Origin of the sequence: Gordonia sp. SMJS1, assembly GCF_029866425.1 — a bacterium.
GTDB classification, from domain to species: Bacteria; Actinomycetota; Actinomycetes; order Mycobacteriales; family Mycobacteriaceae; genus Gordonia; species Gordonia hongkongensis.
The window spans coordinates 395,700-412,015 of record NZ_CP123381.1; the positions used below are offsets into that span (position 1 = coordinate 395,700).

The following is a 16,316-nucleotide window of genomic DNA, read 5'->3' on the forward strand; positions in this document are numbered from 1 at the left end:
ACACACCACAACCGACCCAACCACACGACAAGGAGTGCGCACCAATGGGACTCACACAACCAGACTTTCCCCAGGTGGATCCGGAGACATTTCTCCAGCGGCCGTTCTTCGATCGGATCCGCGTGCTGGGAGCACACTGGGCCGATCACGGCTTCGGCACGCCGAAGATGGTCCATCTGATCTATCTGATGAAAGTCTTCGTCTTCTACGGCGGTGTCGGGATCGTCCTCGCGACGCTGACGTCCGGACTCAACCCACTGCACGTGACCGAGTGGTGGAACCAGCCGATCGTCTATCAGAAGCTGGTCTTGTGGACCGTGCTGGTGGAGGTCCTGGGCATCGGAGGGTCGTGGGGGCCGCTGGCCGGACATTTCAAACCGATGACCGGCGGCTTCCTGTATTGGCTGCGGCCACAGACGATCCGGCTCCCACCGTGGCCCGGCAAGGTGCCCTTCACCAAGGGTGACTCCCGCACCGCGTTCGACATCGCGGTCTACGCACTCATTCTCGCGAATCTTGCTGTCGCGATTGCACTCCCGGGTATCGCGTCGAGCTCGCTGGACTCGGTGGTGGCCGACAACCAGGGACTGGTGAACCCCGTTCTGATGTACCCGCTCATCGCGCTGTTCGTCGTGATCGGCCTGCGGGACAAGGTCATCTTCATCGCGGCTCGCTCCGAGCAGTATCTCCCGGCGATGATCTTCTTCGGCGTCCTCCCGTTCGTCGACATGATCCTGGCGCTCAAACTGCTCATCGTGTCGGTGTGGGTGGGTGCCGGGATCTCCAAGCTGGGACATCACTTCTCGATGGTGATCCCGCCGATGCTGTCGAACACCCCGTGGTTGCCGAGCAAGAAGATCAAGCGGGCGCACTATCGCGACTTCCCCGAGGACATGCGGCCGTCGAAGCTGGCCGGCGGCGTCGGGCACGTCCTGGGCACCATTGTCGAGGTCGTCACCCCTCTGGTCTTGCTGTTCTCGTCGAGCAAGTCGCTCACCGTGGCGGCGGTCGTCCTCATGGTGTGCTTCCACTTCTTCATCCTGTCGACGTTCCCACTGGCCGTTCCGCTCGAGTGGAACCTGCTCTTTGCGTACGCCTCGGTGTTCCTGTTCCTCGGCTTCCCGGCCTGGGACGGCTACGCGCTGACCGACACGTCGATGCCGTGGGTGATGGTGCTGATCGCCGCGGCGCTCTGCTTCTTCCCCGTGCTCGGCAACCTCCGTCCGGACCTGGTCTCGTTCCTGCCGTCGATGCGCCAGTACGCGGGGAACTGGGCGTCGGCCACGTGGGCTTTCGCGCCCGGTGCCGAGGAGAAGCTCGACCAGCACATCGTGCGGCCGGCGAAGAACACCCGCACCCAGCTCCTCGCCTCGTACCCGGCCGAGGTGGCCGATGTCGTGATGCACCAGCTGCTGGCCTGGCGTTCGATGCACAGCCAGGGTCGCGCGCTGTACTCGCTGATGATCCGTCATCTCGGGTCGGACATCGACACCTACACGCTGAGGGAGGCGGAGTTCTCGTGTAACTCGCTGGTGGCCTTCAACTTCGGAGACGGGCATCTCCATGACGAGCGGCTCATCGCGGCGCTGCAGAAGCGGTGCGGCTTCGCGCCGGGTGAGTTCACGGTGGCCTGGATCGAGTCCCAGCCGATCCACCGGGGCACGCAGCGGTTCAAGGTGATCGATGCGGCGCTGGGCGTCATCGAGACCGGGACCTACCGGGTGGTCGACGCGGTGAACGAGCAACCGTGGCTGCCCAACGGGCCCATCCCGTTCCAGGTCGACTGGACTCTCGACGTTGACGCTCGCCGCGCCGTCACCGATCCTGAGGTGGTGCATGAACCGAAGATGCGCTCCGATGACCGCAGCGCGACACCGGTCCGGCTGACCGATCAGGCGCCGCAGTGACCACAGCTGTCGTGGTCGGCGGCGGGCCCAACGGGCTCGCCGCCGCTCTGCACCTGGCGCGAGACGGTGTCGACGTGCAGGTCCTGGAGGCGGCCGAGGTCGTCGGTGGTGGGGCCCGGTCGGGCGAACTGACGGTCCCGGGCGTCATCCACGACCACTGTTCGGCGTTCCATCCGCTGGGCGTGGGATCGCCGTTCTGGGCGGAGGTCGGTCTCGAGCGGTACGGGCTGGTGTGGAAATGGCCCGACGCCGACTGCGCGCACCCCCTCGATTCCGGCGACGCCGGATTGCTGTTCCGGTCGATCGGTGCCACGGCGGCGGGACTGGGCGCCGACGGATCGCGCTGGCAGGCGATGTTCGGTGATCTGGCCGAGCATTTCGACGATCTCGGCGACGATCTGCTCCGCCCGGTCGTGCACGTTCCCGGTCATCCGATTCGCCTCGCATCGTTCGGCCCGCGGGCCATCCTGCCGGCCACCGTGCTCGCGCGTTGGTTCCGTACCGAGCGTGCCCGTGCGCTGTACGGCGGGATCGCGGCACACCTGTTCTCCCGGTTGGACCGTCCGCTCACCGCGTCACTCGGGCTCATGATCGCCGCGAGCGGGCACCGTTACGGATGGCCGGTGGCCGAGGGCGGTTCGGGAGCGATCACCGCGGCAATCGTCGGCGCACTGCGGGACTCGGGCGGCAAGATCGAGACCGGTGTCCGGGTGAGCTCGCGTGCCGACCTGCCGCGGGCGGACATCACACTCCTGGACCTGTCCCCGGCGCAGGTGCTCTCGATCTTCGGTGACGAGATGCCGGCTCGAATTCGCCGCGCGTACCGGCGTTATCGGATCGGGTCGTCGGCGTACAAGGTCGACTTCGCGATCGACGGGGACATCCCGTGGTCGAATCCGGACTGCCTGCGGGCCGGGACAGTACACCTCGGCGGGAGTTTCGCGGAGATCGCCCACACCGAACGACAGCGCGCGGCCGGTGTGATGGTCCCACGGCCGTTCGTCCTGCTCGGTCAGCAGTACATCGCCGATCCCGGTCGCAGTGCGGGCGGCATCAATCCGATCTACGCGTACGCGCATGTCCCTCGAGGTTTCGACGGAGATGCCACCGAGCAGATCGTCGCGCAGATCGAGAGATTCGCACCGGGATTCCGCGACCGGATCGTGGCGACGGTCAGCACCGGTACCGAACAGCTCCACTCGTCGAACGCCAACTTCGCGGGTGGGGACATCATCGGCGGAGCGAACGACGGCCTGCAGATGGTCCTGCGACCCCGGGCCGCGCTCGATCCGTACGCAATCGGCGTACCGGGCGTGTACATCTGCTCGCAAGCGAGTCCACCCGGTGCCGGTATCCACGGGTTGTGCGGATACCACGCCGCGGAGTCGGCGTTGCGGTACGCACGGTCGCGACGATGACCGCGTCGCGACCGTCGCGTGCGCTGTGGACGGCGGGGGACGCCGCGCGCGACCGGTTGGCCGGAGTGCCCGCGGCGGCCGGGTCCGAGCTGCTCGAGCAGGCGGCCGTGATCGCGAAGACTCTGCACGAGAACGTGTCCGACATCGTCTCCGAGTTGAGCGCCATGATGGCCCGGGAGATCGATCAGCTCGACACCGATCCCAAGCTCGTGGAGTTGCTCGAGGCGAGCGTGCACGGCAACGTCTCGACGATCATCCACGTCCTGGCGAACGACATTCCGATCGAACACCTGCAACCGACCACCGCCGCAGTGGAATACGCGCTGCGTCTGGCGCAACGTGACGTGCCGTCGAACTCGCTCGTGCGTGCCTACCATCTCGGTCAGAACAGCGTGATGCGTGAATGTTACCGACTGGTCGAGGATCTCGACCTCGACGCCGGACAGTCGATGGCGCTGACCCGGCACATCTCCGATGTGTTGTCCGGTTACATCGATTGGATCTCCCTGTACGTGTTCGAGGCGTACGAAGACGAACGCCGACGGTGGCTCGGCGTCGAAGGCAACGTGCAATCGGCGGCCATCCACTCGTTCCTCGACGACGCCGATCCCGATGAGCGGGCCTTCGAGTCCGAGACCGGTTACGCGCTCGACCGCAGGCACCTCGCGCTCATCCTCTGGTCATCCGACGACGAACCCCGCGAACTGGTCGCGCTCACCCACGCGGCCCGCGAACTCGGTACCCGGTTGGGCGGAGGCGCCCCGCCGATCGTCACCGCGATCGACCGGTCGACGGTCTGGGCCTGGATTCCGTTGGTCGGCCGCGACGTCACCGACGATTCGTCGGTGACCGCGGTGCGCTCGACCATCCCGGCGGGAATCCGAGTCGCGGTGGGCCTTCCCGCATCCGGGGCACGGGGTTTTCGGAGAACCCACGAACAGGCACGAGCCGCCTACTCGGTGGCGACGATGCCGGGCGGCGCGGCGAATCGGGTGATCGGATTCGGCGACCGGGGTGTGGCCGTGGTGTCCCTGCTGGCGCAGGACCTCGAGTCGACGCGGGCGTGGGTCCACGAAGTCCTCGGCGGACTTGCCGAGGACTCCCCGAACGCGAACATGCTGCGGGAGACGCTGTCGGTGTATTTCGCGACAAAGGAGAGCCACCTCCACACCGCTGAACGGCTCAACCTCCACCGCAACACGGTGAAGTACCGCGTCGGCAAGGCTCTCGCCGAGGTCCCGGCTGACCGCGACCGCCTGGATCTCGCTCTGGCGCTGACGGTGTGCGAATTTCTCGGGCCGGTGATCCTCACGCGTTGACGTCGGTGTCCGATGTCGCGGTGTCAGGCGCCGTCGTTCGACGTCTGGATGTCCCGTCGGAGTTGTCCGGTGATCTCGTCGATCTTCGCTCCGGTCGTGGGCGCGAACCGCGGGTCGTCGAACCTGGGTCTGCCGTCGACGCGCAGGTCATAGCGTCGGAGAATGTCTCGCACCGGGTCCTTCATCTCCGCGAAGACAAGGGTGATGCCGTGGCTACGGAGATAATCGTCCAGTTCGACGAGTTCGTCGACGGCGGTGGCGTCGATGTCGACGATGGGTTCGGCGGCGATGATCACGGTGTGGAGCTCTCGCCCCGCTGTTCTCGCCTCGCGGACTTTGCCTCGGACGTAGTCGTCGAACATGCCGCCGTTGGCGAAGAACAACGGGGCGTCGAATCGGATGATGAGCACACCGTCGATGCGTTCGGCCTCGGGATGGCGGGTCACATCGTGATAGCCGCGCAGTCCCGGAACCCGCCCCAACTCCGTCCGGTACGGTCGCCACGCGAGATTCACGAAGGCGATGAACGACAGGCCGATCGCAACCAGGATGCCTTGCAGGACACCGATCAGCGCGACACCGAGGAACGCGGCGATCGACAGCGCACCCTCGACCCAGTTTGCGCGGAACAGCGCCACCACGCCGGAGATGTCGATCAGTGAGACGGCCGCGGCGATCACGACGGCGGCCAGCGCTGCTGACGGAAGGTAGGCGGTGACTCCCGGTGCGACGAAGATGAAGACGACGATCAACAGCGCCCCGACGACAGCGGCCAGTTGCGACTTGGCCCCGGCCTGTTCGGCGACCGGGGTCCGGGATGACGACGCCGAGATGGCGAAGCCGCTCAGGAAGCCGGTGGCGATGTTCGCGGTGCCGATGGCCGCCATCTCCTGGCTGCCGTTGACCTGGTCGCCCGCGCGCGCGGCGAAGGTCCGGGACAGCACGCTGGTGTCCGCGAACGCGATCAGCGCGATGCCGACGGCCGGGCCGATCAGGCTGATGACGTCGTCGAGGGTGACGCCTTCCAGTGACGGTGAGGGAAAGCCGCGGGGCATGGCGCCGACGACCGGCAAGTCGTCGGACCAGCCGAAGACCGCAACCGCGATGATCGAGGCCACCACGGCCACCAGGACGCCCGGAATGGCTTTGCGCCAGAACTTGAGTGCGAAGATCAGGACCAGACACGACGCCCCGATGACCGTCGGCAGCAGCTCGGCCTCGCCGGACGTGACGCCCCGGACGATGTTGACGGCTTCCTGGAGGGCCGAATCGCCATCGACGCTGAAGCCCAACAGTTTCGGCAACTGGCTGAGCACCACGACCAGTGCGATCCCGTTGAGGTAGCCGATGCGGATCGGTTTGGACAGCAGGTCGGTCACGAAGCCGAGCCGGAGGAGGCCGCCGATCAGCAGCACCAGACCGACCTCGATGGCGAGTACGCCGGCCAAAGCGATGCGCTCGGCGTCGAATGCTGCGAGCGGAATGATCGACGCCGCGATGATCGGGGCGAGCGACGAGTCGGGGCCGAGGACCAAGATGTGGGACGGTCCGACGACGGCGTAGACGAGCAGCGGTATGACCGTTGCGTAGAGACCGGTGACCGGTGGCAACCCGGCGACTTCGGCGTACCCCATGCCGGCGGGAATGAGCAACGCCGTCAGGACGATCCCGGCGACGATGTCACCCTTCAGCCATGACCGCTCGTAGCTGCGGAGCACTCCCAGTCCGGGGAGCAATCGTGAGACCGTTTCCGGTTGCATCAGGCGATTATGAGCCCTGGCGGCGGTTTCGGCCTCTCTTTGCCCAGTAGTTGTCGTGCCGTTTGCGATCGTGTCAGGCGGTGACCACCCGCGGGGCGTGTCGCGAGTCCGTTGTCCGCGGCGGGATCACGGGCGACAGGGCCAGGGCGATGGTACCGGTGACCGTGAGGTGTGCGGGAGCTTCGGCGTGCAGGGTGCGACGATGCCGGGACAGGTCGACGACGGTGATGTCGACCATGGTCGCACCCGTCAGATGAGTCCCCGGGAAAGCGACATCGAGCAGCGCGGAATGGAGTGGAAGGGCGGCGTCGACATGGACGACGACGCGGTCGTGGGCGACGACCGCGGCGGTGATCCGGGTGACCAGCGTCGGGAACCACACCCCGGTTGGGCACAGGGATTGGCAGACGGGCTCGCCGTCGGCGTCGAGGTAGAACGCGATCTTGCGGTGCAGCGATTCGGCCCGGAGGGAGAGGCCGCCGGCGAGAACGTCTGGCCCGACGGTGCGTAACGACGTTCCCACGTCGCGGTGTCGAACGATCTGGTCACGGTGACGCCTTTCAGAGAGGGCAGTATGTCGAACAAGGTCACCGCATCAGATCTACTCCGCATCATGTTGCTGCGGAACGCATCCGGGCGCTAGGAGTTCGTCAATTCGACTGCTGCCCGTCGAAGATCTCGAGTGCGAAGTCGCGAGCCGCGTCGAGGGCTCCCGGCTCGACCCCCATCCCGGCGGTCACCAGCGCGCCCTCATGGAGGATGAACAGTCGCTGTGCCAGTGAGCGCGGGTCGGGCGCGCCGGCCTTCGTCGCGATCGAGGCGAAGAGGCCCTGGAGCTCGTGCTTCTGCCCGACGATGATCGAGAACGCGGGATGCCCGGGATCGCTGATCTCGGCGTGCGCGTTGATCATTGCGCAGCCCTTGTGGCCGCGGTCCGCCGACCAGTCCCGCGTGGCGTCGAAGATCGCGGCGAGTTGCGCGGTCGGTGACGCGTCGGCGGCGTCCAGGCGGGTGCGGAGGAACTCCTGCCAGGCGGCGTTGCGGGCGCGTAGATACTCGACGACCAGTTGCTCCTTGGAGCCGAAGCGATCGTAGAGGGTGCGTTTCGTGACGCCCGCGGCTGCCGCGATGGAGTCGACACCGACCGCGTGGATGCCGTGTTCGTAGAACAGTGCTGAGGCCGCGTCGAGGATGAGTCGGGCCTTGGGTGTCCACTCCACGGTCGAGAGTGTGGTCTCGGCAGTCACATGACAAAGACTACACCGATCGGTAAGGTCGTCGGCATGCGAACTTCACAGATCGGTATACCTGCGCGATGGGTGACAGTTGTCATATCGGGGGTGTTCGTCGTCTGTTGGTCGTCGGGTTTCATCGGCGCGAAGCTGGGCGCGGGTGAGGCGCCGGTGCTCACGGTCCTCATGTGGCGATTCCTGGTGGTCGCGGTCGTACTCGGGGCCGCGGTGTACTTCCGGTGGCGTCGGCGTGGCCTCGCGCCGATGTCCGGGCGAGCGGTCGGTTCCCAGGTCGTCATCGGTGCGCTCTCGCAAGCCGGCTACACGGTCACGGTGTACTGGGCGATCGCTCTCGGCGTCAGCACCGGGACGACCGCACTCATCGACGGTGTCCAACCGCTCGTCGTCGCCGCACTGGCAGGTCCGTTGCTCGGGGCGGTCACCCACCGACGACAGTGGTGGGGGCTGCTCGTCGGGGCGGCCGGGGTTGTACTGGTCACCTGGTCCGACGCGACGTCATCCGCGGACGCGCCGTGGTGGGCGTACCTCGTCCCGCTGCTCGGTATGGCCGCGCTCGTTGCCGCCACCTTCCTCGAACGACGCGTCGTCGACCCGCCGTCACCCATGATCATCCTGGCGATCCACTGCGGCGTCTCCGCGGTGATCTTCACCGCGGCAGGCCTTCTCGCTGGAGTGGCGGTGCCACCGACCGACAGCACTTTCTGGCTGGCGATCGCCTGGCTGTCGATCCTGTCGACGCTCGGCGGTTACGGGCTGTACTGGATACTTCTACGACGGTCCGGCGTCACCTCGGTGAACACGCTGATGTTCCTGATGCCGCCCGTCACCGCGGTGTGGGGCACCGCGATGTACGGCGAACCCTTCGGCTGGGCAACGGCTCTCGGGCTTGCCATGGCCGGTGGCGCCACCTGGGTCGTGAATCGGGCGGAGTCGTCGACCAAGGTGCGTGACCGGCGCCGGGCTGCTGAAGCTGTGGGGGCATTGTGATCCGCCTGGCGGACCCAATCGCCCCGACTCACCCGGTGGGATCTGCCCGGCCGTCGTCGGCGCGCCAGGTCACCGTGACGGGAACCTGGTCGTCCCACGGCTGTCGCGTGACCAGGTCGGCAACGCGTACGTATCCGCGTTCGAACTCGCCGATGGCCGGGTCGACGAGTCGGTATTCCTGCGTCTGACGGTGGATCGGCTGCGCGTCGAGCAGCACGATCCGGACCTCCCCGGGCTCGAAATGACAACGCCGCTGTAGGGATTCGATGAGCTGCTCGTTGGAGAGATGCCCGTCGCCGAAGTTCCATCCCATCGCCGTGCTGCAGATTCGTTCGCCGTCGGTCAGTACATACTCCGACTCCGCAACGCCGTTCTCATCCGGCCCGCTCGCTCCGCTCCCGGCGCCGGCCATCGCTCGGTGCGCCAACGTGAACAGGGCCCGACCGTGACTGTTGAACGAGCGGAACGCATATCCCATGTAGAGCGGTATCTGGGCCGCTTCGGGGCTGCCGTAGAACCGTTCGAGCTGCGCGGCCGGCATCGACGCGATGGCGACGATGCCCTGTTCGATCTTCGCCGACGCGGACGGCTTGATGCACCACAGGCCGGTGTCCCAATTGCCGGCGTAGTAGCGCATGCCGGGCAGGAACGAGACCTTGCGCGGCATCAGGTTCCCGATGATCACCGTGCCGGCAGAAACTGCGAACAGCAGTAGCGGCCAGGGTGATTGGAGGTCGGCGAGTCCGATGTCGGGGTGACCCACGAAGATCGCCAGGATGCCGAACATCATGAAGACGTTCCACTCAAGCGGGACGCCCATCGGGATCGACGACAGGATGCCGAAATGGAAGATCAGCATGATCGTCGCCGCCACCGCGGTCACCCACCCGCCGTGGGAGAAGAACAGGACGAGCGGCACGAGTCCTTCGACCGCAGTGGAGAAGTGCGCGATCCATCGTGATCGACGGCCCGGCCGCAGGTCGTCGGGAAAGCTCTCGAAGAACTTCCGTTTGATCTTCGGGGAACGCCAGATCGGGTTGTTGGACATCATCGTCGCGATGACGAACGGAAAGTGTTTGTTCAGCTTCGACGTCGCTGCCCCGAGCCAGATGCAGACGAAGACCAGCTTCGCGGCGATGATCATGTCGACCCCGCTGAAGAGGAACGCCACGGTGAACGCGCCGTAGACCTCACCGCGCGCCGCGAGGAAGACGGTCTTGTCACGCAGACCGATCGCCGCGAGCACACCCAGGACGGCCCAGATCTGCCAGCTGGGGAGGACGCCGACGGTCGTGTCCAGCTCCGGGATCGCGCCGCTACCCGGACTGAACAGCGCTATGACCAGCAAGGCGAGCAGGGCGCCATAGAGGATGACGTCGACCGGGTTACGGGAATCACCGGCAGTCAACGGGATCCGCGGCCATGGTGGCTGCCGGATCGTCTTCGGACGTAGCCAGTAGAGGATCGAACCCAGCGGCGGGAAGAACCGGTTGTTCAGCGGACCGAACCCGCATCCCAGACCGACGACCTCGAACAGCATCGTGTAGAGCACGACCTTCTGGAAGACGATCGGCTCGTTGTACCAGTCGGTGACGTCGAAGAAGCCGTCGATCCCGGGTGTGCTGATCACGACGACCCAGCCGACAAGGACGTAGAGGAGGATCTTGCCGACGTAGAACAGGTGCAGCGCCACCGGTGTCCCGAACCCGACCTCGGCCCAGTGCCGCGCCATCGGCTTGATCTTCTCCGCGCGCGTGCCCTGACTCCAGGTCGGGAAGTCGATCTCTGGCGTGGTCTGCTTCAGGAATCCCATCGACGAGAAGCTAACAAACCAAGTGCTTGCTTGGCGCCGATTCGGTGACCCTGTGGAGAAACGTGGATGACATCCGATGCGGTGCAGACGTCGGGTCCCGCCGCCGGCAGAATCGCCTAGCCTCGTCGTGTGGCAGCGTTCGATCAGTTATCGCCCGCGGAGTCGGGCCTGCTCGCGCATTTCGACGTCGCGACGATAGGCCGAGGTGCCGAATACGCACAGCAGGGGCGCGTGGCTCTCGAGGACTGGGACCCGTTGTTCATGTCGGCGACCGGGACCTGCGTCGGTTCGAGTGGCGACCTGTACTCACTCGAGATCGGGTTCGGTGACGACGCCCGCGGATACGCGGTCGACGTCGCTGAGTGCGACTGTCCGGTCGGTGCCAACTGCAAGCACGCGGTTGCTCTGGCGCTGGGGGTGATGCGTGCAGGACTCCTCGGTGCGTCGCCTCGAGGCGTGAGGCATGCGTCAGCGCCGTGGCGAACATTGCTGGGCGACCTCGTTGCCGGGGCCACCCCGAAAGAGCCGGGATCGGCTCCCATCGGACTGCTCGTCGAGCTCGACGATCCCGAGTGGATGAGCCTGAAGACGGTGACATTGCGCCTGGTGACCCCCGGTAAGAAGGGCAACTGGGTACGCACGGGGATCACGTGGAGCTCCATCGAGCCGGGACATGTGACCGAGTACTACAGGTCCACCACCGACCATCCGGCTGAGCACTTCGACCCCGTTCACCTGGCACGAGTCCGTGCCGTCCACCTCTGCGCCGGGGACAAACACCAGTACGGGACCTCCCAGGTTCACCGATTGGACCAGGCGTCCGCCGAGATCTGGACCGCTCTACGGGCGGCGGTCGACGATGGTGTCGTACTGGTGGCGCATAAGTCGACGGGCGCGAAAAAGGTCGAGTTGCTTCCACCCGCGTCGGCCGCGTTGACCGTCGATCGCGACGACGAGGGTCTCGTGGTGTCCGGCGGTGTCGACTTCCCGACCGTCGGGCCGTCTGCGGACGACGCTTTGATGCTGTTCGGCTCGGTACCTCACGGAGCGAGCCTGGTACGAGGCGGCACGATGTTCCTGGCGCCGCTCGTCGACGACGGGACGTCGAAAGCCCTCCGGGCACTGCTCGACGCCGGGACGATCGGGATTCCCGACACCGACATCGCGGAGTTCGCCGACGAGGTCCTCCCCGACCTCGCCGGTCGGATGTCGGTGACCGTGGCCGATGGCGCCGTGACCCGACCCGAGATCACCGGTCCCGACGCGGCAGTCACGCTTCGGGTCGCCGACGATGGCGGCGCGCACCTCGAGTGGGGTGTCGTCTACCGCGTGAACGGGAGCAGACGATTCTTCCCGTCCGGGCAGAGCTCTGGGTTCGGTGACGACGTGGCCGAACGTCGCCTGTGGAAGCAACTCCGTGGCCACCTCGAAGCTGCGGCTCGGGTGTGTGATCGATGGCAGATTCAGGTCGCCGGATTTCCGGGCAGCAAGTTCGCAGACGATCCGGAACTCGCCGAGATGAGTCGCGACGAGGCTCTCGCATCGGCATCGATTGCGCTCCTGACCCGCCGTTACCGTTACTCGCCCGTCGACACTGCGCGGTTCGTCACCGAGGTCGCCCCGGAGCTGCGGGCTGACGGGATCGAGGTGGAGATCGTCGGCGAGCTCCCCGACTACCGTGCCGCCGAGGTCGTCCCCGAGATCGGTTTCGGTGCCGAACGGTCCGATGACAACGACTGGCTCGGCCTGTCGATCACCGTCGAGGTCGACGGCGTCGCAGTGCCGCTGCACCAGGTGCTGACGGCGTTGTCGAACGGAGCGACACACATGCTGTTGCCCGACGGGGCCTATTTCGTGCTAGACACCCCGGAGCTGCAACGCCTGGCCGAACTGGTGGCCGAGGCCCGCGCACTGGGTGAACTCGACCGTGGGCGGGTCCGCCGGGATACGCACAACGCCACGTTGTGGGACGAGCTGCTCGAACTGGGGACGGTCGACGACGATCTTACGAAGTGGCGCGAGCAGTTGCGTCGTCTGGCCGCCGCGACACCGCCGGTGCCTTGTCCGGTGCCGACCGGGCTGCATGCGGACTTGCGTGACTATCAGAGGGCCGGCCTCGACTGGCTGAACTTCCTGTGGGAGAACAGAATCGGCGGAGTGCTGGCCGACGACATGGGGCTGGGCAAGACCCTCCAGTCCCTGGCATTGATCGCGAAGGTCATCGAGGAGGAACCGCAGGCTCGCTTTCTCGTTGTCGCACCGACCAGCGTGATCTCGAACTGGGCGGTCGAAGCGGAACGGTTCGTACCAGGTCTGAGGATTGCAACGGTGACCGAGACGAGCGGACGGGCGAAGATCGCGTTCGCCGATCGTATTGCGGGAGCGCAACTGGTCGTCACCTCGTACGCGCTGATGCGCATCGGGATCGACGAGTTCACATCGGCCAGTTGGTCGGCCGTGTTCTTCGACGAGGCACAGTTCGTCAAGAATCACGCGAGCAAAGCTCATCAGTGCGCTCGCCGTCTTGATGCCGAGGTCAAGATCGCGATCACCGGCACGCCGCTGGAGAACAACCTGATGGAACTGTGGTCGCTGATGGCGTTGACCGTGCCGGGTCTGTTCCCGTCGGCGAAGACCTTCACGTCGTACTTCCGCAAGCCGATCGAAAGTGGCACGGAGCCCGGGCGGTTGGCGTTGCTACGACGACGGATCCGTCCGATCATGCTGCGGCGCACTAAGCATCAGGTTGCCACAGACCTGCCCGCCAAGCAGGAACAGGTACTGTCGATCAGCCTGAACGCGAAGCACGACAAGCTGTATCAGACGCGCCTCACTCGGGAGCGGCAGAGCGTGCTCGGCCTGCTCGACGACTTCGACGGCAACCGGTTCCAGATCTTCCGATCGCTCACCATGCTCCGGCAACTGAGTCTGCACGCCGGGCTCGTCGACGAGAAGCACACCGACATCGACTCGGCCAAGATCGAGTTCCTCGTCGAGCAAATTCCCGAGCTCATCGCCGAAGGGCATTCCGCCCTGATCTTCAGCCAGTTCACCGGCTTCCTCCGATTGCTCGAACGCGCCCTCGACGATGCCGGAGTCGAATACAGCTACCTCGACGGATCGATGACCGCGCGTCGGCGAACCGCGGCGATCAAGCAGTTCACGAGCGGGGCGTCGAAGGTGTTCCTGATCAGTCTCAAGGCAGGCGGTTTCGGGCTGAACCTGACCGAGGCGGACTACTGCTTCGTGTGTGATCCGTGGTGGAATCCCGCGGCCGAGGCCCAGGCCGTGGACCGCGCCCATCGCATCGGTCAGACTCGTCCGGTCACGGTCTATCGCTTGGTGTCGGCGAACACGATCGAAGAGAAAGTGGTTGCGCTGCAACAACGTAAACGCGACCTCTTCAACGCCGTCGTCGATGACGGCGACATGTTCGGTGCGGCCATCGACGCCGACGACATCCGCGAGTTGCTCGGCGGCTCGCCGGCCGGGTCTGACCCGAAGTGACTCACGGGCCTCGGCGACAGATGGACTTCATCTCGACCCATGAACGTCGGTCGGAGTCCATCACCCGAGTGTGAGTCCATTGGTCCGGACCACAGTGATGAAGGACTCCGTTGCGCCTCGCTGAGCTGCGCAGGAACCGACCTCAGTCGTCGTGAACCGTGGTCTACTGGACAGATGATGTACGTCGTGATCGCCGTTTTCGTGGTGGTGATCGCGGCCGCGCTGGTGGTGCTCCTCGGAATGCTGATCGGGGCGTTCTCGGCGATGTTCACCGGCATGCGCGACGACCTCCGGCATCGAAGGTCAGCGGCGCGGTCGACGACGAAAGCGTCGTCGACCGCCGGTTCCGGTACGTCCTCGTCTGCTCCGCTGGCCGACCTCGCCGACACGATCCGACTTGCGCAGGCCAGACGCTGGGCGTCGTGCCAGGCCATCCGGCAGCAGTTGGGTGATGATGCCGGTGCGGCCGTCGACAGCGATGCCGAGGGTGCCGACTTCGTCGCCTCGGCCGCCGACATCTGGCATGGCCGGGCGACCGGAGACGTAGAAGGCGGCGGAACCGGGGTCTCGGCGCTGTCCCGTCGTCGTAGTCGCGACAGGGGCGAACTGGAGCGTTTCTCGTCTGATCCCGTCGGCCAGATCGCGTGGACGACCGCCGCGGTGGCGGACCGCATCAGTGGATTCCCCGCGTGGCAGCTCGACTTCTTCGACCGTCACGCCGTCCGCGTCGACCTCGAGGGGGAGGTCACCGCCATCTCGACTGTCGCTGTCGGGCTGCGCGACCAACTCGCACTTCTGGGTGCGGAGCCGACCGGTCACCTGGCCGCCGATCCACAGGTGGTGTCCACGTTCGTCGAGAAGTCGCTCCTGCTGTCCGGCCGGCTCGACGAGCTGGTGCGGCGCCTCGAGGCATTCGCGGGGTACGAGTCGATCGTCGCGCGCATTCAACACCGGCAGGAGAAGCAGGCGTGGCTCGACCGCGTGAGTGGAATCGACGACTTCGAGCATGCCGTCGCCACCGAATGGGACCGGGCCGAGGGTGATCGGGTGCGGCACCTGGCCGACGAGTCGGACGTGTTGGCATCGATCTATCTCGACGAGATCGCTCCCTTGGCGAAGTCGTTGACGCGGGACTGACTGAGTCCGAGTTCAGCTAGGCGCCCGCAAGATCTGGAACAGGACCTCACGGCGAACGACGAACCCCAGTTGCTCGTACAGCCGGATCGCGCCGACGTTGCGGGCGTCGGCGTGGAGGATCGGAACATCACCGCGACGTCGGATGCGGTGCGCGAGGTCGAGTACGAGCCGGGACGCGAGTCCGTGTCCGCGGTGGTCGGGATCGGTGCAGACGGCGCTGATCTCGGTGTAACCCGGAAGTCTCAGCCGTTCACCACCCATTGCGATGAGGCGGCCGTTGCGTCGGATTCCGACGTAGGCGCCCATCTCGATCGTGCGGGGGCGGAAGGGCCCTGGGCGAGTGCGTTCGACCAGGTCGGTCATCTCCGGCACATCTGCGGCGGTCAACGGCGCGGCCTCATCGTCAGGCCGGGCGTCGACGCCGGCGTCGATCATCTGCACACCGGGCAGGTCCATCGTCGTATCCCATCCCGCGGGCGGACGATTCGTGACCACCGGCAAGAACAGGGAACCACCCGGGCCGATGAGTTCGGCAGCGTCCGACCAGTCTCGAGCGTTCGGGGAGTCGGGGAGAGCCGCTATGGGGCAGACATCGGGGTGATACCGCAGAGCACCACCGCGGCGCTGAGCGAAGTGCGCATGTGGCCCGGTGAGGGCCGCGAGAGCCGGGTTGTCGAGTAGCGCGTGACCGGTCATCTCGTGTTCGGCTGGTCGTTCATCGGTGATGCGGTCGGTCACGGGGCGACCATACGACAGAAGGTCAACTACTCCCGAACAGCAGGGCGCCCAGCAGTGCCGCACCGATCACGGAACTGCCGATCACCGCGCTCCCGACTCCCAGCTCGGAGCTGCCGCTCTCATCGCTGCCTGCCCCGGCTGTTCCGGAGTCGTCTGCGATTCCCCCGTGCCGGGAACACGCACCCTGTCGGTTCTTCGCGTGGCTGTACGTTCCGTCCTTGCAACGAATCCCCGTGGGTGAGTTGTCCGGCCCTGGGACGCAGTTGCCGTCCGAATTCTCGTACCACCCGGATCCGCAGCTGTAGTCGACCTCGTGGATGGCTGGGTCCGCCCCTGCCGGTGCGTCCCCGATGGCCGCGCCGGTCAGCAATGAACCAATCGTCAGCGCCAGCACGGTGGCGAGTCCAGCAAGAAGTCGACGCTCGGTCATCGTTGGCATTCGGTGATCCTTGATGACTTCAACGACTGTTTGGCAAT

General features: G+C 66.0%; 11 protein-coding genes and 1 pseudogene. 6 read left to right on the forward strand and 6 right to left on the reverse strand.

Features of this window, described 5'->3' with window-relative positions:
* Positions 1–44 precede the first annotated feature (44 nt).
* Genes QAD21_RS01770 through QAD21_RS01780 form a run of 3 tightly spaced genes read left to right on the forward strand, consistent with a single transcriptional unit; the run spans position 45 to position 4,644 of the window.
* Positions 45–1,907: a DUF3556 domain-containing protein gene (locus QAD21_RS01770; protein ID WP_259935604.1), complete on the forward strand. Its 1,863-nt coding sequence runs from the start codon at positions 45–47 to the stop codon at positions 1,905–1,907.
* Positions 1,904–3,325, forward strand: a complete 1,422-nt coding sequence (locus QAD21_RS01775; protein WP_280360423.1) for an NAD(P)/FAD-dependent oxidoreductase — start codon at positions 1,904–1,906, stop codon at positions 3,323–3,325. Before QAD21_RS01770 ends, QAD21_RS01775 begins: the two co-directional genes overlap by 4 nt.
* Positions 3,322–4,644 (forward strand): helix-turn-helix domain-containing protein, encoded by a 1,323-nt coding sequence (locus QAD21_RS01780; RefSeq protein ID WP_280360425.1) that lies wholly within the window; start codon positions 3,322–3,324, stop codon positions 4,642–4,644. Before QAD21_RS01775 ends, QAD21_RS01780 begins: the two co-directional genes overlap by 4 nt.
* A 23-nt stretch (positions 4,645–4,667) precedes the next feature.
* Here QAD21_RS01780 and QAD21_RS01785 read toward each other — a convergent pair whose 3' ends face one another.
* The 3 genes and pseudogenes from QAD21_RS01785 to QAD21_RS01795 all read right to left on the reverse strand — a co-directional run bounded on the left by QAD21_RS01785 (position 4,668) and on the right by QAD21_RS01795 (position 7,651).
* Positions 4,668–6,404, reverse strand: a complete 1,737-nt coding sequence (locus tag QAD21_RS01785) for a SulP family inorganic anion transporter (protein WP_280360426.1) — start codon at positions 6,402–6,404, stop codon at positions 4,668–4,670.
* 73 nt (positions 6,405–6,477) lie between these two features.
* Positions 6,478–6,995 (reverse strand): annotated as a pseudogene (locus tag QAD21_RS01790) (hypothetical protein).
* Between the two features lie 59 nt (positions 6,996–7,054).
* Complete coding sequence (locus QAD21_RS01795) at positions 7,055–7,651, reverse strand: helix-turn-helix domain-containing protein (protein ID WP_280360427.1); 597 nt, start codon at positions 7,649–7,651, stop codon at positions 7,055–7,057.
* Positions 7,652–7,687: 36 nt separating this feature from the next.
* Between QAD21_RS01795 and QAD21_RS01800 the strand changes: the two genes are divergently transcribed.
* The gene (locus QAD21_RS01800; protein WP_280360428.1) at positions 7,688–8,644 is read left to right on the forward strand and encodes a DMT family transporter; all 957 of its coding nucleotides are present in this window, start codon (positions 7,688–7,690) and stop codon (positions 8,642–8,644) included.
* Between the two features lie 28 nt (positions 8,645–8,672).
* Here the strand turns inward: QAD21_RS01800 and QAD21_RS01805 are convergent, their stop codons facing one another.
* Positions 8,673–10,457, reverse strand: a complete 1,785-nt coding sequence (locus tag QAD21_RS01805; RefSeq protein ID WP_280360430.1) for a DUF3556 domain-containing protein — start codon at positions 10,455–10,457, stop codon at positions 8,673–8,675.
* Between the two features lie 129 nt (positions 10,458–10,586).
* Here QAD21_RS01805 and QAD21_RS01810 point away from each other — a divergent pair, with 129 nt between their 5' ends.
* Together QAD21_RS01810 and QAD21_RS01815 are read left to right on the forward strand one after the other, a co-directional pair.
* The gene (locus tag QAD21_RS01810) at positions 10,587–13,964 is read left to right on the forward strand and encodes a DEAD/DEAH box helicase (RefSeq protein WP_280360432.1); all 3,378 of its coding nucleotides are present in this window, start codon (positions 10,587–10,589) and stop codon (positions 13,962–13,964) included.
* Positions 13,965–14,138: 174 nt separating this feature from the next.
* Entirely contained in the window at positions 14,139–15,101 is a 963-nt protein-coding gene (locus QAD21_RS01815; RefSeq protein WP_058251002.1) for a hypothetical protein, read from the forward strand.
* A gap of 12 nt (positions 15,102–15,113) precedes the next feature.
* Here the strand turns inward: QAD21_RS01815 and QAD21_RS01820 are convergent, their stop codons facing one another.
* Together QAD21_RS01820 and QAD21_RS01825 are read right to left on the reverse strand one after the other, a co-directional pair.
* A complete protein-coding gene (locus QAD21_RS01820; RefSeq protein WP_058251003.1) occupies positions 15,114–15,839 on the reverse strand; it encodes a GNAT family N-acetyltransferase in 726 nt (241 codons plus the stop codon).
* A 22-nt stretch (positions 15,840–15,861) separates the two neighbouring features.
* Entirely contained in the window at positions 15,862–16,278 is a 417-nt protein-coding gene (locus QAD21_RS01825) for a DUF3761 domain-containing protein (protein WP_091344293.1), read from the reverse strand.
* Between the last annotated feature and the right edge of the window lie 38 nt (positions 16,279–16,316).

Bases quoted from the DNA above. Each gene is read 5' to 3' on its own strand.
- QAD21_RS01770 (WP_259935604.1), top strand. From the start codon at position 45: ATGGGACTCACACAACCAGACTTTCCCCAGGTGGATCCGGAGACATTT.
- QAD21_RS01780 (WP_280360425.1), top strand. From the start codon at position 3,322: ATGACCGCGTCGCGACCGTCGCGTGCGCTGTGGACGGCGGGGGACGCC.
- QAD21_RS01785 (WP_280360426.1), bottom strand. From the start codon at position 6,404: ATGCAACCGGAAACGGTCTCACGATTGCTCCCCGGACTGGGAGTGCTC.
- QAD21_RS01800 (WP_280360428.1), top strand. From the start codon at position 7,688: ATGCGAACTTCACAGATCGGTATACCTGCGCGATGGGTGACAGTTGTC.
- QAD21_RS01805 (WP_280360430.1), bottom strand. From the start codon at position 10,457: ATGGGATTCCTGAAGCAGACCACGCCAGAGATCGACTTCCCGACCTGG.
- QAD21_RS01815 (WP_058251002.1), top strand. From the start codon at position 14,139: ATGATGTACGTCGTGATCGCCGTTTTCGTGGTGGTGATCGCGGCCGCG.
- QAD21_RS01825 (WP_091344293.1), bottom strand. From the start codon at position 16,278: ATGCCAACGATGACCGAGCGTCGACTTCTTGCTGGACTCGCCACCGTG.